This is a genomic window from Pararhizobium sp. LjRoot255, assembly GCF_964252905.1.
Taxonomy (GTDB): domain Bacteria; phylum Pseudomonadota; class Alphaproteobacteria; order Rhizobiales; family Rhizobiaceae; genus Pararhizobium.
Window position 1 is genome coordinate 3,156,429 of record NZ_CAXUPQ020000001.1, and the last position, 21,227, is coordinate 3,177,655.

Here is a 21,227-nt window from a genome sequence, read left to right on the forward strand (position 1 = left end):
TATCCGCGCGCAAATACGCCGAAATAAAGCTGCACATTTCCAATGTCGCGCGGTATTCCGCGGGTGGATGATCGTAAGGTCACAAGTGGCAGTATATTCGGTCATGGCAGCGGATTGCGAAGGCCGCTGCATATGGACGGCGGTAGCCGTCATCTTCCGGCTCAGATTGACGAGGCCTGATTCCAGGCTCTTTCTCCCCCTGTGTCCCGACTGTCTCACTTCGGCGCAATTCCATGCTAAACCTGTGTGGTTGAGGACGAGGTTCTGGACAAAATGATTCCGATTTGCACAGTAGCGCGTTGAAATCTAAGAATTTCCGCGACGTGCGGCGGCGGTTCGGGAGGAAGGCATGGCGTTGAAGGCAATCAAGGCGGGCAGCCGCAACGAAACCGGCATAGCAACGGCCGTGCGGCTGATGAGCGAACGGTTCGGAGCGCGTTTCCAGACCGGTGAAGCCATCCGTGCGCAGCATGCCCACGCGACGACCTATATCCCGGCGCAATTGCCCGATGGCGTCGTCTTTCCGGAGAGTGCGGCCGAGGTCGAGGCGATCGTTTCGATCGCCAGCGAGCATGGCGTTCCGTTGATCGCCTTCGGCACGGGCTCGTCGCTTGAAGGTCATATCAATGCGCCGCATGGCGGCATCAGCGTTGATATGAGCCGCATGGACAAGGTGCTCGAAGTCAATGCCAGCGATTTCGATTGCACCGTCCAGCCGGGCATCACGCGCGAGGCGCTGAACATCTATCTGCGCGACACGGGCCTGTTCTTCCCCATCGATCCGGGCGCCAATGCCTCGATCGGCGGCATGGCCTCGACGCGGGCCTCCGGCACCAATGCGGTGCGCTACGGCACGATGAAGGACAATGTGCTCGCCGTGACCGCAGTGACGGCGCGCGGAAAGGAAATCCGCACCGCGCACCGGGCGAGGAAGTCGTCGGCGGGCTATGATCTCACCCGTCTTTTCGTGGGTGCCGAGGGCACGCTTGGCATCCTCACCTCGATCACGCTCAGGCTGCAGGGCATCCCGGAGGTGATCGCCGGCGGCGTCTGCTCGTTTCCTTCTGTCGGCGACGCCTGCAACACGGTGATCCTGACCATCCAGTCGGGCATTCCGGTGGCGCGGATCGAGCTTCTGGACGCCGTGCAGATGCGGGCGAGCAACGCCTATTCCGGATTGTCCTTCCCTGAAATGCCGACGCTGTTCGTCGAGTTTCACGGCAGTGCGGAGAGCGTGGCGCTGCAATCGAAGCAATTCGGCGAGATCGCCGCCGAATTCGGCAGTCCCGAATTCCTCTGGACGGCCAATACCGAGGAGCGCAACGCACTGTGGAAGGCGCGGCACAATGCCTATTGGGCACAGAAGAGCCTGGCGCCCGGGCTGGCTATACTCTCGACCGACGTCTGCGTGCCGATCTCGCGGCTCGCCGATTGCGTCGAGGCGACGCAGGAGGATATTCTCGCCAATGGCCTGATCGCCCCGATCGTCGGGCATGCGGGAGACGGGAACTTTCATGTTGGCCTGCTGTTCGACGACAAGGACGAAGCCGACATTGCGAAGGCGGAGGCCTTTGTCGCCCGCCTCAACGCGCGGGCGCTGGCGATGGATGGCACGTGCACCGGCGAGCACGGCATCGGACAGGGCAAGATGCCGTTCCTCGAGGCTGAGCTTGGCGACGCGCTCGATCTGATGCGGCAGGTGAAGCGGGCGCTCGATCCGGGCAACATCTTCAATCCCGGCAAGATTTTTGCCATGTGAAAAGCCTGAAGCGGTGTTAATACCAATTATCGATGACAGGATGCGCGCCGAAGGGCGCCATCGTCCGCAGCAAACGGGTTAGGACTTTCAACTGGTGCTTTCGCGAATTCTGGTTTTCGTCGGTGGTCTTCTGGTCGTGGCTCTATTTGCCGCGCTGATTGCGCCACTGTTCGTGGACTGGACCGATTTTCGCAAGGATTTCGAGCGCGAGGCGAGCCGGATCATGGGCAAGCCCGTGGTTGTGCACGGCAGCGTTGATGCGCGGCTGATCCCATTCCCGTCGGTCACCCTCAATGATGTCCGCGTCGGCCAGTCCGAGAGCGGCGAGCCGCTGATCCAGGTCGCGCATTTCTCGATGGATGCAGAGCTCGCGCCTTTCCTTTCCGGCGAAGCGCTGATCTTCGACATGCGGCTGGAACAGCCGAAGGCGAAGGTACGGCTCCTGCCGGATGGTACGCTTGACTGGGCGCGCGGGCGCAAGGCCTCCATTCCGGCCAAGATCGTAATCCTCGAAAACGTTGCGATCACGGGTGGCCAGATCGACTTCATCGACGAGCAGACTGGGCGGATCCGGCGGATCACCGGGCTCGAGGCCGATCTCTCGGCCCGTTCGCTTGCAGGTCCATGGAAGATGGAAGGCCGCGCGGCGCTGGACGGGGAAGCCGGCAGCTTCGCCTTTTCCAGCAGCGAGGCCGACGATGGAGCCGGAACGCTTGGCATGCGGGCTCGATTGACCCCGGACAAGCGCCCGTTTGGCGTGGAACTGGACGGCGACCTGAAGATCGTCGACTTCAAGCCGGTCTATCAAGGCAAGTTCACGCTGACCGAAAACAAGCCCGCCGAGGCGCAGCCGGTGTCCGATCAATCCGGCGCCCTGCGGGTGACGGGCGGTTTCGAGCTCACCAACGAGCGCATCCGCGTGCCCGAATACCGGCTCGAAATCGGCCCGAAGGACGATCCCTATCTGGTGACCGGCGAGGCGACGCTCGATACCGGCAAAGAGCAGGAATTCCTGCTTCTGGCCGATGGCCAGCAGATCGATGTCAGCCGCATCGGCAATACCGGCGAGGCGGGCAAGACCGGTCGCGACCCGGCAATCTCTGTTCGCCAGAGGCTGGCTGCGATGATGGCGATCGCGGCGGATATCCCGATCCCGCAGGTGCCCGGCCGGGCGAGTTTGAAGCTGCCGGCGATCGTGATCGGCGATACGACGGTGCGCGATGTCCGCCTTGACCTCAGACCAGACGGGGCCGGCTGGATGGTTGACAACGCGGTGGCGCAGCTGCCCGGCCGCACGCAGTTCGAGGCCAAGGGCAGGCTGCAGCTGAGCGGCCAGCGCGCCTTCCGAGGCGAAATGCTCATCGCCTCCAACCAACCGTCGGGCCTTGCGGCCTGGGTTGCCGGCTCGGTCGATCCGTCTATCCGCAAGCTGAAGACCGCCGGTTTTTCGGCCACCGTCAACCTGACCGACACGCTGCAACAGTTCGAGCGCCTCGAAGTCGCGGCCGGGCCGGCCGTCCTGCGCGGCCGGATCGAGCGGCAGGCTCTCGATGGCGTTCCGCCGAACCTGTCGCTGCAGCTCAAGGGCAACCGTATCGACCTGGAAGCGCTGCAGGCACTGGCTGGGCTGGTGGCGGGCGACGCATCGAACGAAACGGTGCTGTCGCACACGATCGCCGCCGATCTTTCGGCCGAGCATTTCTCCGCTTTCGACGAGGATGCGAGCGACGTGCAACTGGTGGCGACCCTGAAAAACGGCCAGCTGCAGGCCGAGCGCGTCTCGATCGGCAATATCGCCGGAACACAACTAGCCTTGTCAGGCCGCATGAGCGGCGACCTGTCGACACCCGTGGTTTCGGCCAAGATGAAGCTTGCCTCGCCCGATCTGACGCCGTTCCTGAAGATGCTCGAGCGTCATGCGGTGGCCCACCCGGCGCTGGAGCGGCTGGTTAAGAGCGGGCCCTACTACACGGACACGGCTCTCGACGTGACCGTGACCTCCGGCGGCCAGGACGGCAAGGCGCCGGTAACCTTCGGCATTATCGGTACTGCGAATGGCACGAAGATTGCCGCCAACTATCAGGCGCCGAATGTGGCGCAGGCGCTGACGGGCCAAGGCATCCTCTTGGAGGCAACGATGGAGAACCCTTCGACGCCGGTGCTGCTCGGCCAGGTCGGCTTTGATCCGCTGCCGTTCGACGTCGATAAGAATGCGATTTTCTCGGTCAAGCTGCAGGGCACGGACGGCCAGAAGGCCAACGGCTCGCTGACCTTTACCACCGAGCAGACGTCCTTGACCGCCAATGGCGATATCGACCTGTCGCGCGAGAATTTCCTGTCCGGGCAGTCGAAGGTGACGCTGGAAAGCCGGGATTTCGAGCCGTTTTTGCTGTTGCAGGGCATTGGCCTGCCGGAGATGGGAACGGGGCTGCCGCTCGCTTTGATGGCCGATATCGCGACGACGCCGGAAGCGGTGACGCTCTCGGCAATCGAGGGCAAGGCTGACAGCAACGCCTTTTCCGGGACCATCGCCATCGATCGCAGGACACCGGGCAAGGTGGCGGGGCAGATTGCACTCGATACGCTTGATCTTGCCTGGATCGGCGAGGGCATCATCGGACCCGTTCAGGATACGACGAGCGGCGATCTGTCGATGTCGCCCGTCGTGCAGCCGGCATGGAACGGGCTCGACGTCGCTCTCGATTTTTCAGCCAAGCGGTTCTGGCCGGGTATATACGGAGCCGTCTCCGACCTGACCGGCAAGCTTGTCTGGAAGGGCGACCAGATCGCGTTCGACACGCTCGCCGGCAATTGGCTCGGCGGCAAGGTCGAGGGCCGCCTGTTGCTCGGCAATGGCGACGGCTCCGGCTTTTTCCAGACGCGGCTTGACCTCAAGGATGCGGACCTGGCCGCAGCCGCCTGGAAAGCGGGCGGGGCGGCGGTGGCCGAGGGCAAGGCCGATCTGACGATTGCCATGGAGGCCTCCGGCAAGACGGCGCGGGCCATGGCCGAATCGGCCAGCGGATCCGGTACGGCGACGCTTCGGGATACGGTCGTTCACGGGCTGAATACGGCGGCGCTGCCGGATATCATGGCGGTTGCCGATCGGCTGGAGGGGGAGATCACGGCGGATGTCATCAAGCCCATTGCCGAGAAGAATGTGCTGACCGGGCAGGCGGCGCTTGGCGCGGTGACTGTGCCCTTCAACATTGCCGGGGGCACCCTGCGGGCGCAGAACGTGACGGCGGGCGATGCTGCTGCCGGTCTTTCCGCCGATGCGGAAATCAGCTTTCCGGACGAGCGGATGAAGGCGGGCTTGACCGTCGATTTCAATCCGGGCGAGGAGGCGCTGACCGGCGCCGAGGCGCAGGTGACGCTGGACTATGCCGGCCTGCTCAAGTCACCCGGCATGACGCTCGATGCCACCGGCCTGTCGAATTTCCTGTCGCTCAGGGCCTTCGAGCGGGAACGGCGCCGTGTCGAGATGCTGCAGGCGAACGTCTTGGAAAAACAGCGGCTCAGACGGGAAGTGGCACTCTACAAGGCCAATGCCGCCGAGCGCGAGGCGGCGCGGCTGCGGGCCATCGAAGAAGAGCGGCGGCGCCAACTTGCCGTGGAAGCGGCAGCGCGGCAGAAGGCGGAAGCCGAGGCAAGGGCGCTTACCGAGAAGAAGGCGGCAGAGGAGGCCGCTACGGCCAGGGCGGCGGCAGAGGCTGCGCGCAAGGCCGAGGAACAGAAGAACCTTCTGCCGTTCGATCCGACCGGGGGCGTGTTGCGCGGCGGCGCGCTGGCTGCGCCGCAGGATGGCGGCACGACCGGGCAGCCTGCCGATGAGCAGCCAACGGTCCAGACGCCGCAGCCGGGACTTGATTTCAATACGCTGCCGGGTGTTACGGCGCAGTAGGACTGTAGCGGTGATCAGCCTGATGCGGCGGCGCGCCTTTGCCGGTCGGCGACGATAGATGACCCGCTGGCAGCGGCCGCCCATCACCAAGGGCACGACATTGTGCGGTTGAATGGCAAGCGGCGTCGAGTTCCGGCTCGGCAGGCCGCATGCCGAGGGTCATCGATCCTCGGTATAGTGTCCGTGGGTCTTGATCCAGTTCAGCACGTAGACCCTGAGCGCCGAGGAGAGGTTGCTGTCGGCGAGGCGTGCGTCGTCGATCTCGGCGATCAGTTGCGCAAACGCGATTTTCCGGGCGTCGGCGATTGTCTTCAATTCCAGCCAGAATGGCTCTTCCAGCGAGAAGCTGGTGCGATGGCCATGCAGGGTCGCGGAATGCTTGCGGATCAACGATTGTGCCTCAGAAAATGATTCAGGTCGTTTGGAATTTGATTCTGGTAGGCTCTTTAACCCGTTGATCTGGCGTGAAAATGACGATCGGTGCCAAGGGCGGCTAAGACCGGTCGTCGCTTTCGTCCGACGTCTTTTCGCGCCGGCCCTGTTCGTGTGCCTTGCCAGCCTTGTCGTTCAGCGCGGTGGTGAGCTGCTTCTCAGCCTTTGTCCGGCCGAAGGAAATGCGGTTCTGCTCAGCGTGCTTGTCCTTTTCCGTCCGCGCCTTCTGCTTGCGGAATTGACGGAGATTGACGACGTCGCCGGTCATGGGGAACCTGTCTTGAGGAGTGGATTCAGTTCTTCTTGCGGAAGGAATCGAGCGAGATCACCGAGCCGCTCTCCTTCTTGCCGTCTTCGCCGGACTTTGCCGCGGCATCGGTCTCGGAGTCACCCGCCTTGTCCGACTGCGTGATCGGATAGGCGGTGATTTCGGCGCCTTCGTCTTCCTCGGCGGCGGCAACGTCAAATTCGAGCTCGAAGTTGACGGAAGGGTCGTAGAAGCCGCGGATGGCGTTGAACGGGATGACCAGCTTTTCCGGCGTATCGGAGAAGGAGAGGCCGATCTCGAACTGGGTTTCCGAGACCTTCAGGTCCCAGAACTGGTGCTGGACGACGATCGTCATCTGCTCGGCATACTTGGCCTTGAGGTGCTGGGAGATGCGCACGCCCGGCGCGCCGGTGAGGAAGGTGATGAAGAAATGGTGATCGCCGGGAAGGTGACCTGTGGCTGCGACTTCGGTCAAGACCTTGCGAATGACGCTGCGAAGCGCGTCCTGCGCGAGAATGTCGTAGCGGATATGGTCTTGGCCCATAAGATCCCCGTCTTTCTTGTAACTCAACTCTGTCACACTCTATGCCGTCTGCTCTCGTAGCAGGAAAGTCCTCGCATACGAGTCAGTTGCATCATCTATAGACCATTTCAAGGCAGGGGAGAAGGTGAAGGCTTCTGTTGCCAGGTGCCTTCGGACCCCGCCTAAGAGTGCGACCCCTTAGGACTTGATTTGAAGTGTCACACCGCGATTAAGCAGCGAGACGAGCTTCCGCATAGTTGTCGTTTGCAACTACAATTTTAGCCCGATAACGGTGGTACAATGCCGAGCGAAAAGTCGATCTTTACACCCTTGTCGATCCTATTTCGCCCCCATCAAAAGCCGGTCCGCACGTCATGTTCGACCGGTTTTTGGTGGAGGCGCCGGGTACCGCCCCCGGGTCCAATAGGTTTATTTCACCGCCTGTTTATCGCCATAGCCGCCCGAAGACGGCACCTCACATATAGGTCGTAAACGGTCCCAAGAAAAGGGGTTTGCGGGAAAATTCACTGTATCCCTGCGCCTGACCCTGCAGTTGGCCTTCGCGGCAAGCGTTCGGCGTGAAAAAACGCCTGCTGCATGTCTTCCATAAAGGAAGATGGTGCGCGACGTTCTACGATCTGGCTACTATCTGGCCACTATCTGGCTACTATCTGGCGGCAAAACACCTCGGCGAGCTCGTGGCGCTCCGATCGCACCCTGGGGAAACCCGGGATTTACCGATTGGTTCGCCGGCGACTTGCGCCTATTTTAGCGCGAAACGAATCGGCGGCGGACCCAATGAAGCAGTATCTCGATCTTTTGCGTCATGTGATGGACACCGGCTCCGACCGCGGCGACCGGACGGGAACCGGTACGCGCTCCGTGTTCGGTTACCAGATGCGCTTTGATCTGTCCGAGGGCCTTCCGGTCCTGACGACCAAGAAGCTGCATCTGAGGTCGATCATCCACGAACTTCTCTGGTTCCTGCAGGGCGATACCAACATCGCCTATCTCAAGCAAAACGGCGTCAATATCTGGGATGAATGGGCCGACGAGAACGGCGACCTCGGGCCCGTCTACGGCTACCAGTGGCGATCCTGGCCGACCCATGACGGCCGCCATCTCGACCAGATCGCCACCCTCGTCGAGGGCCTGAAGAAGAACCCGAACTCCCGCCGTCATATCGTCTCCGCCTGGAACCCGGCGCTGGTGGACGAAATGGCGCTGCCGCCCTGTCACTGCCTGTTCCAGTTCTACGTTTCGGACGGAAAACTGTCCTGCCAGCTCTATCAACGCTCGGGAGATATCTTCCTCGGCGTACCATTCAACATCGCCTCCTATGCGCTGTTGACCCTGATGGTGGCGCAGGTTTGCGACCTTCAACCCGGCGATTTCGTCCATACGCTCGGGGATGCACACATCTACCAAAACCACTTCGACCAGGTCCGCGAGCAGTTGACCCGAACGCCCAAGCCTTTGCCGAAGATGCACTTGAACCCGGATGTAAAGGATCTATTTTCCTTTAAATTCGAAGACTTCGAGCTAACCGGCTATGAGGCCGATGCGCATATCAAGGCGCCGGTTGCGGTGTGATGCAGACAAGCGTGGCGCGCTGACAACGTCGCCGGCGGCGGAACGGTCGGGAGGACCACATGCTGACATTGATCCATGCGCCCATGTCGCGCTCGGGCCGAATCCTGTGGCTGCTGGAGGAACTCGGGGCGGAATACGACGTCCGCTACGTCTCGATCCGCCGCTGGGACGGTTCGGGCGGGCCGGACGACAACAATCCGCATCCGCACAAGCAGGTTCCCGCCCTTCTGCATAACGGGTCGTTGGTCACGGAATCGACGGCGATCACGCAGTACCTGACGGAGCTCTATCCGGATTCCGAGATGGGGCGGCCGCAGGGTCACCCCGAGCGGGGCGCCTATCTGTCCTGGCTTGCCTACTACGCCGGTGTGATCGAACCGGTAGGGAGCGCCTTCATCAGCGGCCTGACGCAGACCAGTCCGGAGCTTGCGAAAGGCTACCAGGATATGTGTGCGTACGTGGTCGCGACGCTTGACAAGCAGTCCTACCTGCTTGGCGAGCGGATCAGCGGCGCTGACCTCATGCTAGGTGGTGCGCTCGCCTGGATGCGCACGCTTTTGCCGGAAAGCGCCAGCGTCGATCGCTACGTGCAGACATTGACATCACGGCCGGCGCTTGCGCGCGCCCGCGAGATCGACAGCAAGCCGGACGGATTTCATGACTGAGCCGGACGCCGTATTTGGGTTGCCTTCGACGAACATGTATAATGTGAGTTCGTTGCGCCTGCTCGCAGAACGAGGTTGTTTTGAGGTCACATCTTTGACAATAGACGCTGGCTGACGCGATCAGTTGATTGTGTCCGTGACATGGAAAAGGTCTGTCGTCGTGTCGAGTAAACCGCGTGTGAAGATGCCCTCCGCAACCTCGGTTGTGGCTAGAAGCTATCCTGATAGAATTATCGGGGTAGACAATCAGCTCCCTTGGCATTTGGGCACTGATTTGAAGAACTTCAAATCGCTTACCCAAGGCCATGCGATTATTATGGGTAGAAAAACCTTCGACTCATTGGGCCGGCCTTTGCCAAACAGGGTGAATATCGTCCTGTCGCGGAGTGAAATTGAAGATACTAATAATGTTAAATGGGCCAAAAATCCAGAAACGGCACTGCTTTTGGCGGATTTTTATTCAATATCTATGGATAAGAAACAATTTTTTATTATAGGTGGTGATAAAATATATAGCTTATTCCACCGCTATATTAACAGAATATTTCTCACCGACGTAAATAGCGGGCCTATAAATGGCGACGCAAAATTCGACTTCGATTTTAATTCTGACGAATGGTATTATAAATTTGAAAGAGAATTTCCAAAGTCCCCCATTGATGACTATTCATTCCGAATATCTTATCTTCTCAGACGTAAGCCTTTTCACCGCGACCGTATGCTGACGGAATTTCTGAACCGTGATCCCCTCTTTGAAAGTAAGTGGGCGAAATACGAGGCCGTTGACAAACAGGCAGAGGCGGACATCGAAACGGCCCAACTGAGCTTCATCCAGAATCTTTGAAGACTCTGCGGCTGTCCGTGTTGAGCCATCCTTTCTTGACGCGCACGAGGTTACGAACGAAAACAGCTATTGTGTTCAACTATTTTGCCGGATTTACGGTGAAGTTGGATGCGCTGCGTTGAAAGCCGTTCTGGAGATACCTATAAGGGGGTCACATCACGGCCAGCGGCGTGTCCGCAGGGTGTCGATCCTGGAATTTTTTTCGTGGAAGAGGTATGAATGCCCTGGAGCAATCAGAACGGCGGCGGCGGCGGTCCTTGGGGCGGCGGCGGCGGAAATAAGGGTCCCTGGGGCCAGGGGCCGAACCGCCCGCGCGGCGGTGGCCGCGGCAATGGCGGCCCGCCGGACCTGGAGGAAATCTTCCGCCGGGGACAGGATCAGCTGAAAAATGTTGTTCCGGGCGGTTTCAACGGTGGCGTTGCCGCCATCATCGGCCTTCTCATCGTCGGTTTCGTGCTGATCAATTCGATCTACACCGTCCAGCCCGACGAGCGCGGCGTCGAAATGCGGTTCGGCAAGCCCAAGGACGAAATTTCCATGCCGGGCCTGCACTACCATTTCTGGCCGCTTGAAAAGGTCGAACTGGTCAAGATCACCGAGCAGCAGCAGAATATCGGCAGCAAGTCCAGCCTGGCGAGCCAGTCGTCGGCCGGCCTGATGCTCTCCGGCGACCAGAACATCGTCAACGTGCAGTTTTCCGTGCTGTTTTCCGTGACCGACCCGAAGGCCTATCTCTTCAACGTCGAGAACCCGGCAGAGACACTGCAGCGGGTTGCTGAAAGCGCCATGCGCGAAGTCGTCGGCCGCCGTCCGGCGCAGGACATCTTCCGCGATAATCGCCAGGCGATCGCGGCCGACGTCAAGACGACCATCCAGGCGACGATGGATGCCTACGGCGCCGGCATTTCCGTCAACACGGTTGCCATCGAAGACGCAGCACCGCCGCGCGAGGTGGCCGATGCCTTCGACGAAGTGCAGCGTGCCGAACAAGACGAAGACCGGTTTGTCGAAGAGGCCAACCAGTATTCCAACCAGGTGCTCGGCAAGGCGCGCGGTCAGGCCGCACAGATCCGGGAAGAGGCGGCGGCCTACAAGGGCCGTGTCGTCAAGGAAGCGCAAGGTGAGGCGCAGCGCTTCATCTCGGTTTACGACGCCTACGCCAAGGCGCCCGATGTGACGCGCAAGCGCCTCTATCTCGAAACCATGCAGAGCGTTCTCGGCAAGTCGAAGAAGGTCATTCTCGACGAGAAGAACGGGCAGGGCGTCTTGCCCTATCTCCCGCTCAATGAAATCGGCAAGCCCGCGCAGTCGGGAGGGGCCCAGTAATGAACAACCGTCTCCCTTATATTCTGATCGCTCTCGCGCTTGTCCTGATGACGGCCTATTCCTCTGTCTTCATCGTCAACCAGCGCCAGCAGGCGATCGTCGTTCGTTTCGGCGAGATCAAGGACGTCAAGAGCGAGCCGGGCCTCTACTTCAAGCTTCCCTTTGGCTTCATGGATGCCGACCGCGTGCAATATGTCGAGAGGCAGGCGCTGCGCTTCGATCTCGACAACATCCGCGTTCAGGTCTCCGGCGGCAAGTTCTATGAAGTCGATGCCTTCGTGGTCTACAAGATCTATGACGCGCAGCGCTTCCGCGAAACGGTTTCCGGCGACCGGGAATCGGCGGAATCGCGGCTGCGCACCCGCCTCGACGCTTCGTTGCGCCGGGTCTACGGTCTTCGCGGCTTTGAATCCGCACTTTCCGAAGAGCGGGCATCGATGATGCGCGAAGTGCGCACCGACCTGAAGACTGACGCCGAATCGCTTGGCCTCAACATCGAAGACGTCCGTATCCGCCGCACCGATCTGACGCAGGAAGTCTCGCAGCAGACTTTCGAGCGGATGAAGGCCGAGCGTCTGGCGGAAGCCGAACTGATCCGCGCCCGCGGTAACGAGAAGGGCCAGACGCGCCGCGCGGTTGCCGACCGCCAGGTGGTCGAGTTCGTCGCCGAAGCGCAGCGCGATTCGGAAATCCTGCGCGGTCAGGGCGAAGCCGAGCGAACCGCCGTCTTTGCCGATGCCTTTTCCCGCGATCCGCAGTTCTTCGAGTTCTATCGCTCGATGGCGGCCTACGGCACGGCGATCGGCAGCCCGGATACGATGCTTGTCCTGTCGCCGGACTCGGAGTTCTTCCGCTATTTCAATAGCTCGGAAGGGGCTGCTGTTCCATCCGCCACCCAGCCCGCGACAGGAAACTGATCAGCGCAATGAGTGATTTTCTGACGGGAATTGCATTTTTCCTGATCATCGAGGGGCTGGTGTACGCACTGGCCCCTTTGGTTTTGGTGGAAATGGCGAAACGATTGCCCCATATTCCGGAGCAACAGTTGCGGCTGTTCGGACTTGTCTCCGTTGCCATCGGCGTGGCGCTTGTCTGGATGGTTCGAGGATAGAAAATGACCCATAAACTGCTGATCCGCCTGGTGGACGCCGAATATGCGATCACAAGGCTCAACATCGGGACGCCATTGCCGGAATGGTTGATGGGGCCGGGGTTCTGGACAGTATCGAGTTCGCGCGAGGAGATGACGCTGGTCTGCCGGGCTGCGCGCATTCCCCCCGGCGTCCAGTCATCCGGCGGCTGGCGCTGTCTGCGCATCGAGCAGCATTTCAGCTTCGATGTCCCGGGCGTGCTCGCCTCCGTGCTCAACCCGCTGTCAGAGGCAGGTGTCGGCATCTTCGCCAATTCGACCTTCAGCACCGACTATGTCTTCATCATGGGTTCGGACCTCGACAAGGCCGTGGCGGCGTTGAAGGCGCATGGCCACGAGATCACGACCTGAGCGGGTCCGCGGCCGACCAGGCTTTTCCGCGCTAACGAAAAGATGACTGGACGCGTCCCAAATCGGCCTTATCTTCAGACAGAATTTAGGCCACATTGTGCGGTGGAAGGCTGGTGGAGATGCGATCCCGCAGCTGCCACACGCGCCGGCATGACGGACAACCTCCTGTCGGTCCGTCTTTCTCCGGCGTGCCACCCCTAATCGAGAGGACCCCATGGGTTTGTCCATCCGCGCTTCCTTCCTCCGCACCGCGACGCTGGCGGCAAGCGCCGCGCTCATGATGAATTCTGTGTCGCTGCCTTCGTTCGCCGAACCACAGACGAAGGCGCCCGTGGCACAGCACGGTCCGGAATCGGTCGCCGACCTCGCTGCCGGGCTGCTCGATGCCGTCGTCAACATATCGACTTCGCAGAATGTGAAGACCGACGACCAGGCGCCGATGCCGCAGGTGCCGGAAGGCTCGCCCTTCCAGGATTTCTTCGATGAGTTCTTCAAGGGCCAGGGTGGCGAGGGCGGCAACCGTCAGCGCACCGTCAACTCGCTCGGCTCCGGCTTCGTCATCGACCCCACCGGCTTCATCGTCACCAACAACCATGTGATCGAGGGCGCAGACGACATCGAGGTCAATTTCGCCGATGGCACCAAGCTCAAGGCGAAGCTGATCGGTACCGACACGAAGACCGACCTCGCGCTTCTGAAGGTGGAGCCGAAGAGGCCGCTGACCGCCGTTCCGTTCGGCGATTCCCGCCAGATGCGCATCGGCGACTGGGTGATGGCGATCGGCAATCCATTCGGGCTTGGCGGAACGGTGACGGTCGGGATCATCTCGGCGCGCGGCCGCAACATCAATGCCGGGCCGTATGACAACTTCATCCAGACGGACGCGGCCATCAACAAGGGCAATTCCGGCGGTCCGCTGTTCAACATGAAGGGCGAGGTGATCGGTATCAACACGGCGATCATTTCGCCAAGCGGCGGCTCGATCGGCATCGGGTTTTCCGTGCCGACGGAACTGGCGCAGAACATCATCAACCAACTCAAAGAATTCGGCGAAACCCACCGGGGCTGGCTCGGCGTACGTATTCAGCCGGTGACGGACGAAATTGCCGAAAGCCTGAAGATGCAGAGCCCGAAAGGAGCTCTCATTGCCGGTATCATCAAGGGCGGACCGGTCGATGGCGGCCAGATCAAGACGGGTGACGTGATCGTCAAGTTCGATGGACGCGATGTCGTCGAAATGCGCGACCTGCCGCGTGCTGTCGCCGAAAGCCCGGTCGGCAAGGCCGTCGATGTCGTTATCATTCGCGACGGCAAGGAGATGACCGTCAAGGTGACGCTCGGCCGTCTTGAGGATGGAGAAAACCTCGCAGGGGCCGAGGCGGACCAGGACCCGCAAACCCAGGAAGGAACCGACCAGGCTGAGCCGCCGGCGGCGGACCTGCCGGCGTCCGACATCGTGCTCGGCATGAAGCTCGCCGTTCTCGACGCGGAAAGCCGCAAGACCTATGGCATTTCAGAGGATGTCGAGGGTGTCGTCATTGCCGAGGTCCAGCCGCAGTCGGCGGCGGCCGAACGGCGGATCGCGGCGGGCGACGTGATCGTCGAAATCGGCCAGGAGGCGATGAAGACGCCGGATGACGTATCGGCGCGGGTCGAGGAACTGAAGGCCGACGGCCGCCGCAATGCGCTCTTGATGATTGCCAACAAGACGGGCGAACTGCGGTTCGTCACCGTGCGGATGGAGTAGCTGTCTCATTCGTCGATCGCGAATGGAGGTTTGAAGGCGGACCGCAAAGCGCGCCTTTATCGCGCCAGCCATTCGTTCCGGCTGATGGCATAGAGCACATGTGGCTTGAGCTGCGGCGCCGTGTCAGGCACCCGAGGATGCTCGAAGTCACGCGCCGGGTCTCGCCGCATGCCGATGCGTTGCATCACCGCTGTCGAGCGCGTGTTGTTTGCCACCGCGAAGGAGACGATTTCGGCAAGGCCGTGCTTTTCGAAGCCATGCCTGAGCATCGCTTCCGACGCCTCCGTGACGTAGCCCTGGCGCCAGAAACGAGCGGCCAGCCGCCAGCCGATTTCGACCGTGCCGTCTGGCAGGAACGGCTCAAGATCGGTGCGGGCGAGCCCGAGAAATCCGATCGGCTCGTCCGTGTCCCTGAGCGCCAGTGCGAAAAAGCCGAGGCCGGTTTCGCTGATCCGGCGCCGGGCTTCGTCCATCAGGGCGTCGGATTCCTGCCGCGAGCGTTGGCGCGGAAAGAATTCCATGACCTTCGGATCGGCGTTGATTTCGGCAAAGAGCGGCCGGTCTGTCTCCAGCCAGTTGCGGATGCACAGCCTCGCCGTTTCGAGGACGATCAAAGGACGAAATCCGTCATCCTGTATCCCTGGATATAGAGAAGGGCGGTCAGGTCGGCGTGATCGATGCGGATTTTTACCTGCGACGAAACAACGGGCTTTGCATGCAGGGCAACGCCCGATCCGGCGAGATGCAGCATGCCGAGGTCGTTGGCGCCATCGCCGACGGCAAGTGCGTCAGCCGTCGAAATGCCGAGCCGGGTGGAGATATCAATGAGCGCATCGACCTTGGCCTGCTTGCCGAGGATGGGCTCGGCAACAGTGCCGGTCAGGTAACCGCCTTCTTCGAGGAGGATGTTGGCGCGGTTTTCGTCGAAGCCGAGGATTTCGGCGATCGGGTGGGTGAAGACGGTGAAACCGCCGGAGACGAGGGCGGTGTAGTATCCCTTGGCCTTCATCGTCGCGATGAGTTCCTTGCCGCCGGATGTCAGGGTGATGCGGTTGGCGATGACTTCGGCGATGACGGTGACCGGCAGGCCCTTGAGCAGGGCGACGCGCTCGACCAGTGCCGGTTCGAAGGCGATCTCGCCGTTCATGGCCCGCGCCGTAATGGCGGCGACCTTGTCCTTGAGGCCGACCTCGGCGGCAAGCTCGTCGATGCATTCCTGGCCGATCATGGTTGAATCCATGTCGGCGATCAGAAGCTTCTTGCGGCGTGTCTCGGCCTGCTGGACGATGACGTCGACCGGCGCATCGCCGACGACGCCGCGCAGCAGCGCTTCCTGCCAATCGGGATTGGCGCCATCCTTCAGCGCGATGTCGCAGGCGATACCGTCGGCGAGCCAGTAGAGGCCCGACGCGTCGACGGCGGCCGCAGCCTCTTCGGCGAGCGCCGGTGTCAGAACTGGATTTGACGGATTGGCAACAAGCGTGGCAACGAAGGCCATGATGAAAAACCTTGAGATTGGACAGGACGCGATCCTGATAACCGGGCCGACCGCCAGCGGCAAGTCCGCTTTCGCCGTGGAAATGGCGAAGCGGCATAATGGCGTGGTCATTAATGCCGATAGCATGCAGGTTTACGATACGCTCCATGTGCTGACGGCGCGGCCGTTCGAACAGGATATGCAGGGCGTTCCGCACCATCTCTACGGCCATGTTCCGGCGTCGCAGCTCTATTCCACCGGCGAATGGTTTCGCGATGCGATCAAGGTTCTGCAGGCCGTGCGCAGCGAGGGGCGCATTCCTGTTTTCGTCGGCGGCACCGGGCTTTATTTCAAGGCGCTGACCGGCGGCCTGTCGGACATGCCAGCGGTTCCGGCCGCCATCCGCGATGATGTCCGCAAGCGGCTGCAGGAAGAGGGGGTCGAGGCGCTGCACGCCATCCTTTCGCTAAAGGATCCAGAAACCGCCGAGACCCTGCGGCCGGGTGATGGCCAGCGCATTGCCCGGGCGCTTGAAATCTTCGAGGCCACGGGGCAGTCCATCCGGGCCTTCCAGGCGCAGCAGGGGCCGGTTGCCATCGATCCGGAAAAAGCGCTGAAGATTGTCGTCTTGCCGGAACGTGACGCGCTGCGCCAGCGGATCAACCGGCGCTTTGCCCAGATGCTGGACGGTGGCGCCGTCGAGGAGGTCGAGGCATTGCTATCCCTTGATCTGAAGGCCGAAATGCCGGCGATGAAGGCGATCGGCGTGCCGCAGATTGCCGCCATGGTGGCCGGGACGATGACGAAGGCCGAGGTGATCGAAACTGCCTCCGCCGCCACGCGCCAATATGCCAAGCGGCAGATGACATGGTTTCGCAATCAACTGGACGAGAGCTGGCTGCGCTGGGATCCGGACGCTGGCTGTTGAGACCCGTCGGCGCTTCCACGCGACGGAGCCGCCAAACCGGGAATGATCTATTTGCGAATGATGCTGCTCAGCGGTTTTTTCAGGAGGCTTTCGCGCAGAGATGGGCGGGGCAGGTCCGATCCGGGCTGGGCAAAGCTTGGGGCGACACGCGGCGGTGGCGCCTGGTAAGACTCCGGTTTCGGTTGAGCTGGAAGATCTTCCGAAAGCAATTGATTGCGGATCTGGTTGAAACGCTCGAGCTGCGGGTTGACAGCCTCCGCCAGCGGCAGCATTGCCGGGTTGTATGGTTCGATAGCCGGAGCATCGCGTTCGCCTGTCGGGACCTCCCCGATACCGGCTACCTGCTCGTCGGTGAAGTCGTCTTCGATGGGCGCGCTGTCGTGCGCGTGCGTGTCGATGCTGGCGGAATAGGCCTGCTGGAAACTGGAAATGTCGGGGCCGTTCAGGGCACGCATTCTTGCCACTACTGAGCGCAGATCAACTGTGTCGGGTGTTTCGTCCGTTGCCTTGACGCCGACGCCGTTGGCTTTCGGAAGGTTCTTTTCATCGACGCGGGTAAAGCGCATGCGCATCGGTACGGCCACCGCCTCGCCGAAGGCGATGGCTTCGCCATTGCCAATCGAGGAGATGAAACTGGTCGTCGAAATCGACGAGTTCGGGATGGCCGAGCGGATGATGTCCTGGTCCCGGTCATTGGAAAGGCGCATGGCAAAGACCGTCGAGCACTGGGACAGGATGGTCGGATCGAGTTCGCCGGGGCGCTGCGTGACGACGCCGAGCGAGACGCCGTATTTGCGGCCTTCCTTGGCGATGCGGGCGATTGCCTGACGGGTCGGAACGAAGCCGAGGCTGGCATCGGCCGGGACATAACGGTGGGCCTCCTCGCAGACGACCAGCATATGCACGCCGCCATTGCTCCAGAGGCCGATTTCGAACGCCATCCGGCAGAGCACCGAAGCGACGGAATTGACGACTTCCGAGGGAATGCCGGCGAGCTGGAATGTCGTCACCGGCTTGCCATCGCCGGGAATGCGGAAGATTTTGGCGATCGTCTCGAGGATCGTATCGGTGATGGTGTTCGACGAGAACATGAAATTGTAGCGCGGGTCGTTGATGGCGCCGATCACCTTGACCTTCAGCGAGCGCAGATGCGGCTTGTCACTGCGGCCTTCCAGCCGTCCGATGCGCTCATCGATCAACGCCAGCAGGTCGGCCATGCGGTAGGGAACCGGGGTGTCGGCAGTGATCGAGCTTTTTTCGCTGGTCCGGCGAGCAAGGCCGGATTCGGCAGAGCCCTTGAATGCCTTTTTTGCGTCCGGAATGACATCTCGAAGGATGTCGAGTTCTTCCGGGACGGCCGGCCGGCCGCGAAAGATGACTTCCGCGAATTCCTCGAGCTTCATCAGCCAGAAGGGCAGATCGAGGTTGTCCGTGTCGACGACGACGGCAATATCGGGAAAGGCGGCCGCGAATTCATTGTGCGGATCGAGGATCAGCACACGCAGCTTCGGATCCGCCGCGATCGCCTTGCGCAGCAGCAGGCTGACGGCCGTCGACTTGCCCACGCCCGTGGTGCCAACGATAGCGAAATGCTTGGACAGCATCGAGGGCACATGGATGGCGGCATCGAGGCTTTCATCCTGGGTGAGCTTGCCGATGACGCAGACATCGTTCTTGCCCGTGTCGTAGATGCGGGCAAGGTCGGCCGAGCGAATGCGGTGAGCAATGGCGCCGAGGTGGGGATATTGGCTAATGCCGGCGGAAAATTCCTCTCGACCAGTCGGGCCGACATGGACTTCGCCCATCAGTTCGACTTCGATGCGGAAGACGTTGTCGAGTTCCTCGCCCCACTCATTGGTGGCGGTCTGCATCGAATAGACGAGGGCGACGACGCGGTTGTTGCCGACACTTATCGAGATCAGCCTGCCGACGGACCACAGTTCGGTCAGCGAGGTCTCACCCTTTTCGGCAATGGCAGCAACCGTTGCCCGCGACCCGCTGCACGCGACAACGCGACCGAGGAAGCGATTGCCCCGTGTCAGAGCGTCGCGCCGATCCTGTTCTCCAGCACTGGTCGACGAATGAAGGTCACTGTTCAGCAATGCGAAACCTCTGGCCAAGAGTTCGCTATATTATCGGACGGGATTTAATAAGTTGTTTCTTGGGCTTGGGCTAATTTGTGCCGTTTTGGACCCGTGCCGGTTGTTTTCGGGAAAGGCGTTGACGGGGTCGGCATTTCTGGTTATCACTGCGCCCCATGAAAAAGATCGTTGCTATTCTTGTGGTGGGACGGCGCATGGGCAGGATGGTGTAACCATCCGGCGATAGCCACCCATGCGCAAACACGAGGCCCTCACCGGGCCTTTTTTTATGCCTTCAAACACGATACTCACAGCCAAAATCGCGAAACATGGACGGAAACAGGCCAATGAGCGGCACAGACAACCAGACGCAGGGCAACCAGATGCAGGACAATCGCATGACTGGGGCGGAAATTGTTCTTCAGGCACTGAGGGACAATGGCGTGGAGCATATTTTCGGCTATCCGGGCGGTGCCGTCCTGCCGATCTATGACGAAATCTTCCAGCAGGACGATATCCAGCACATCCTCGTGCGCCACGAGCAGGGCGCCGGCCATATGGCCGAAGGCTATGCCCGCTCGACCGGCAAGGTCGGCGTCATGCTGGTAACGTCCGGACCGGGTGCGACCAATGCGGTCACGCCGCTTCAGGACGCGCTGATGGACAGTATCCCGCTCGTCTGCCTGACCGGCCAGGTTCCGACGTCACTGATCGGCTCTGACGCCTTCCAGGAATGCGATACCGTTGGAATTACGCGCCCCTGCACCAAACACAACTGGCTGGTCAAGGACGTCAACGAACTGGCCGGCGTCATCCACGAAGCCTTCCGCATCGCCCAGTCCGGCCGTCCGGGCCCGGTTGTCGTCGATATTCCCAAGGACGTCCAGTTCGCGACCGGCACCTATACGCCGCCATCGGCCGCCAAGGTCCAGCACAGCTATCAGCCGAAGGTGCAGGGCGACATGCGCCGCATCGAGCAAGCGATCGAGCTGATGAAGGGCGCCCGTCGCCCTGTCATCTATTCCGGCGGCGGCGTCGTCAACTCCGGTCCTGAAGCCTCGCATCTGCTCCGTGAACTGGTGGAGCTGACGGGCTTTCCCATCACCTCGACGCTGATGGGCCTCGGCGCCTATCCGGCTTCGGGCAAGAGCTGGCTCGGCATGCTCGGCATGCACGGCACCTACGAAGCCAACATGGCGATGCATGACTGCGATGTCATGGTCTGCATCGGCGCGCGTTTTGACGACCGCATCACCGGCCGTCTCAATGCCTTCTCGCCAAACTCGAAGAAGATCCATATCGACATCGACCCGTCGTCGATCAACAAGAATGTTCGTGTCGACGTACCGATCATCGGCGATGTCGGCTCCGTTCTGGAGGACATGGTTCGCCTGTGGCGCGCGTCCGCCGCAAAGGATGCGGACAAGAGCCGCCTTGAAGACTGGTGGACCAGCATTGCCCGCTGGCGTGCGCGCAATTCACTCGCCTACAAGCCGAGCGACGACGTCATCATGCCGCAATACGCCGTCCAGCGGCTGTATGAACTGACCAAGCACCGCGATACCTACATCACGACCGAAGTCGGCCAGCACCAGATGTGGGCGGCGCAGTTCTACGGTTTCGAACATCCGAACCGCTGGATGACCTCGGGCGGCCTCGGCACGATGGGTTACGGCTTCCCGGCGGCGGTCGGCGTCCAGGTCGCGCATCCGGAAAGCCTCGTCATCGACATTGCCGGCGACGCCTCGATCCAGATGTGCATCCAGGAGATGTCTTGTGCCGTGCAGTATAACCTGCCGGTCAAGATCTTCATCCTGAACAACCAGTACATGGGCATGGTCCGGCAGTGGCAGCAGCTGCTGCACGGTAACCGCCTGTCGAACTCCTACACCGAAGCAATGCCCGACTTTGTCAAGCTTGCCGAGGCCTATGGCGGCGTCGGCATCCGCTGCGAAAAGCCTGCTGATCTCGACGCGGCGATCCAGCAGATGATCGACAGCCCGGCGCCGGTGATCTTCGACTGCCGCGTCGCCAATCTCGCCAACTGCTTCCCGATGATCCCCTCGGGCAAGGCGCATAACGAGATGCTGCTGCCGGACGAAGCCACGGACGAGGCGGTTGCCAATGCGATCGACGCCAAGGGCCGCGCGCTGGTTTGATGAATAGGAAAAGGACAAGA

At 61.2% G+C, this 21,227-nt stretch carries 18 protein-coding genes and 1 other RNA gene; 12 read left to right on the forward strand and 7 right to left on the reverse strand.

All coding sequences use genetic code 11. From position 1 onward, the window contains the following. Window positions 1-349: 349 nt before the first annotated feature. Window positions 350-1,759: an FAD-binding oxidoreductase gene (locus ACSQ2W_RS15145; RefSeq protein ID WP_436086990.1), complete on the forward strand. Its 1,410-nt coding sequence runs from the start codon at window positions 350-352 to the stop codon at window positions 1,757-1,759. Between the two features lie 94 nt (window positions 1,760-1,853). Continuing rightward, the gene (locus ACSQ2W_RS15150) at window positions 1,854-5,663 is read left to right on the forward strand and encodes an AsmA family protein (RefSeq protein ID WP_436086991.1); all 3,810 of its coding nucleotides are present in this window, start codon (window positions 1,854-1,856) and stop codon (window positions 5,661-5,663) included. A gap of 159 nt (window positions 5,664-5,822) precedes the next feature. On the opposite strand, the gene ACSQ2W_RS15155 is transcribed toward ACSQ2W_RS15150, so the two are convergent. The 4 genes from ACSQ2W_RS15155 to ssrA form a co-directional block, all read right to left on the reverse strand. After that, window positions 5,823-6,053, reverse strand: coding sequence for a ribbon-helix-helix domain-containing protein (locus tag ACSQ2W_RS15155; RefSeq protein WP_436086992.1), 231 nt, complete (start codon window positions 6,051-6,053; stop codon window positions 5,823-5,825). A 103-nt stretch (window positions 6,054-6,156) separates the two neighbouring features. After that, the gene (locus ACSQ2W_RS15160) at window positions 6,157-6,363 is read right to left on the reverse strand and encodes a DUF4169 family protein (protein ID WP_436086993.1); all 207 of its coding nucleotides are present in this window, start codon (window positions 6,361-6,363) and stop codon (window positions 6,157-6,159) included. Between the two features lie 25 nt (window positions 6,364-6,388). Beyond that, window positions 6,389-6,907: an SspB family protein gene (locus ACSQ2W_RS15165; protein ID WP_436086994.1), complete on the reverse strand. Its 519-nt coding sequence runs from the start codon at window positions 6,905-6,907 to the stop codon at window positions 6,389-6,391. 123 nt (window positions 6,908-7,030) lie between these two features. Continuing rightward, window positions 7,031-7,397, reverse strand: a transfer-messenger RNA (tmRNA) gene (gene ssrA / locus ACSQ2W_RS15170). 287 nt (window positions 7,398-7,684) lie between these two features. On the opposite strand from ssrA, the gene ACSQ2W_RS15175 reads away from it, so the two are divergent. The 8 genes from ACSQ2W_RS15175 to ACSQ2W_RS15210 all read left to right on the forward strand — a co-directional run bounded on the left by ACSQ2W_RS15175 (window position 7,685) and on the right by ACSQ2W_RS15210 (window position 14,562). Beyond that, window positions 7,685-8,479 carry a thymidylate synthase gene (locus ACSQ2W_RS15175; protein WP_436086995.1) on the forward strand — a complete coding sequence of 265 codons (795 nt, stop codon included), beginning with the start codon at window positions 7,685-7,687 and terminating at the stop codon, window positions 8,477-8,479. 59 nt (window positions 8,480-8,538) lie between these two features. Continuing rightward, complete coding sequence (locus ACSQ2W_RS15180; protein WP_436086996.1) at window positions 8,539-9,144, forward strand: glutathione S-transferase family protein; 606 nt, start codon at window positions 8,539-8,541, stop codon at window positions 9,142-9,144. Window positions 9,145-9,304: 160 nt separating this feature from the next. After that, complete coding sequence (locus tag ACSQ2W_RS15185) at window positions 9,305-9,988, forward strand: dihydrofolate reductase (RefSeq protein ID WP_436086997.1); 684 nt, start codon at window positions 9,305-9,307, stop codon at window positions 9,986-9,988. A 219-nt stretch (window positions 9,989-10,207) separates the two neighbouring features. Further along, a complete protein-coding gene (gene hflK, locus ACSQ2W_RS15190; protein WP_436086998.1) occupies window positions 10,208-11,314 on the forward strand; it encodes an FtsH protease activity modulator HflK in 1,107 nt (368 codons plus the stop codon). Then, a complete protein-coding gene (gene hflC / locus ACSQ2W_RS15195) occupies window positions 11,314-12,231 on the forward strand; it encodes a protease modulator HflC (RefSeq protein ID WP_436086999.1) in 918 nt (305 codons plus the stop codon). The genes hflK and hflC overlap by 1 nt, the downstream gene beginning before the upstream one ends. Before the next feature lie 8 nt (window positions 12,232-12,239). Next, on the forward strand, window positions 12,240-12,425 hold the full coding sequence (locus tag ACSQ2W_RS15200; protein WP_018324324.1) for a DUF2065 domain-containing protein: 186 nt from the start codon (window positions 12,240-12,242) through the stop codon (window positions 12,423-12,425). A 3-nt stretch (window positions 12,426-12,428) separates the two neighbouring features. Continuing rightward, window positions 12,429-12,815, forward strand: a complete 387-nt coding sequence (locus ACSQ2W_RS15205; RefSeq protein ID WP_436080899.1) for an ACT domain-containing protein — start codon at window positions 12,429-12,431, stop codon at window positions 12,813-12,815. Window positions 12,816-13,029: 214 nt separating this feature from the next. Then, window positions 13,030-14,562 (forward strand): DegQ family serine endoprotease, encoded by a 1,533-nt coding sequence (locus ACSQ2W_RS15210; protein ID WP_436087000.1) that lies wholly within the window; start codon window positions 13,030-13,032, stop codon window positions 14,560-14,562. A gap of 56 nt (window positions 14,563-14,618) precedes the next feature. Here the strand turns inward: ACSQ2W_RS15210 and ACSQ2W_RS15215 are convergent, their stop codons facing one another. Then, window positions 14,619-15,176, reverse strand: a complete 558-nt coding sequence (locus ACSQ2W_RS15215) for a GNAT family N-acetyltransferase (protein ID WP_436087001.1) — start codon at window positions 15,174-15,176, stop codon at window positions 14,619-14,621. Next, entirely contained in the window at window positions 15,173-16,060 is an 888-nt protein-coding gene (serB, locus tag ACSQ2W_RS15220) for a phosphoserine phosphatase SerB (protein WP_436087002.1), read from the reverse strand. The genes ACSQ2W_RS15215 and serB overlap by 4 nt, the downstream gene beginning before the upstream one ends. Between serB and miaA the strand changes: the two genes are divergently transcribed. Beyond that, entirely contained in the window at window positions 16,059-16,967 is a 909-nt protein-coding gene (gene miaA / locus ACSQ2W_RS15225) for a tRNA (adenosine(37)-N6)-dimethylallyltransferase MiaA (RefSeq protein WP_436087003.1), read from the forward strand. The genes serB and miaA overlap by 2 nt on opposite strands. 47 nt (window positions 16,968-17,014) lie before the next feature. Here miaA and ACSQ2W_RS15230 read toward each other — a convergent pair whose 3' ends face one another. Beyond that, on the reverse strand, window positions 17,015-19,069 hold the full coding sequence (locus ACSQ2W_RS15230) for an ATP-binding protein (RefSeq protein ID WP_436087004.1): 2,055 nt from the start codon (window positions 19,067-19,069) through the stop codon (window positions 17,015-17,017). A gap of 326 nt (window positions 19,070-19,395) precedes the next feature. Between ACSQ2W_RS15230 and ACSQ2W_RS15235 the strand changes: the two genes are divergently transcribed. Next, window positions 19,396-21,207: an acetolactate synthase 3 large subunit gene (locus tag ACSQ2W_RS15235; protein WP_436087005.1), complete on the forward strand. Its 1,812-nt coding sequence runs from the start codon at window positions 19,396-19,398 to the stop codon at window positions 21,205-21,207. Window positions 21,208-21,227: the final 20 nt, after the last annotated feature.

Bases quoted from the DNA above. Each gene is read 5' to 3' on its own strand.
- ACSQ2W_RS15145 (WP_436086990.1), top strand. From the start codon at position 350: ATGGCGTTGAAGGCAATCAAGGCGGGCAGCCGCAACGAAACCGGCATA.
- ACSQ2W_RS15160 (WP_436086993.1), bottom strand. From the start codon at position 6,363: ATGACCGGCGACGTCGTCAATCTCCGTCAATTCCGCAAGCAGAAGGCG.
- ACSQ2W_RS15165 (WP_436086994.1), bottom strand. From the start codon at position 6,907: ATGGGCCAAGACCATATCCGCTACGACATTCTCGCGCAGGACGCGCTT.
- ACSQ2W_RS15175 (WP_436086995.1), top strand. From the start codon at position 7,685: ATGAAGCAGTATCTCGATCTTTTGCGTCATGTGATGGACACCGGCTCC.
- ACSQ2W_RS15180 (WP_436086996.1), top strand. From the start codon at position 8,539: ATGCTGACATTGATCCATGCGCCCATGTCGCGCTCGGGCCGAATCCTG.
- hflK (WP_436086998.1), top strand. From the start codon at position 10,208: ATGCCCTGGAGCAATCAGAACGGCGGCGGCGGCGGTCCTTGGGGCGGC.
- hflC (WP_436086999.1), top strand. From the start codon at position 11,314: ATGAACAACCGTCTCCCTTATATTCTGATCGCTCTCGCGCTTGTCCTG.
- ACSQ2W_RS15200 (WP_018324324.1), top strand. From the start codon at position 12,240: ATGAGTGATTTTCTGACGGGAATTGCATTTTTCCTGATCATCGAGGGG.
- ACSQ2W_RS15205 (WP_436080899.1), top strand. From the start codon at position 12,429: ATGACCCATAAACTGCTGATCCGCCTGGTGGACGCCGAATATGCGATC.
- ACSQ2W_RS15210 (WP_436087000.1), top strand. From the start codon at position 13,030: ATGGGTTTGTCCATCCGCGCTTCCTTCCTCCGCACCGCGACGCTGGCG.
- miaA (WP_436087003.1), top strand. From the start codon at position 16,059: ATGATGAAAAACCTTGAGATTGGACAGGACGCGATCCTGATAACCGGG.
- serB (WP_436087002.1), bottom strand. From the start codon at position 16,060: ATGGCCTTCGTTGCCACGCTTGTTGCCAATCCGTCAAATCCAGTTCTG.
- ACSQ2W_RS15235 (WP_436087005.1), top strand. From the start codon at position 19,396: ATGAGCGGCACAGACAACCAGACGCAGGGCAACCAGATGCAGGACAAT.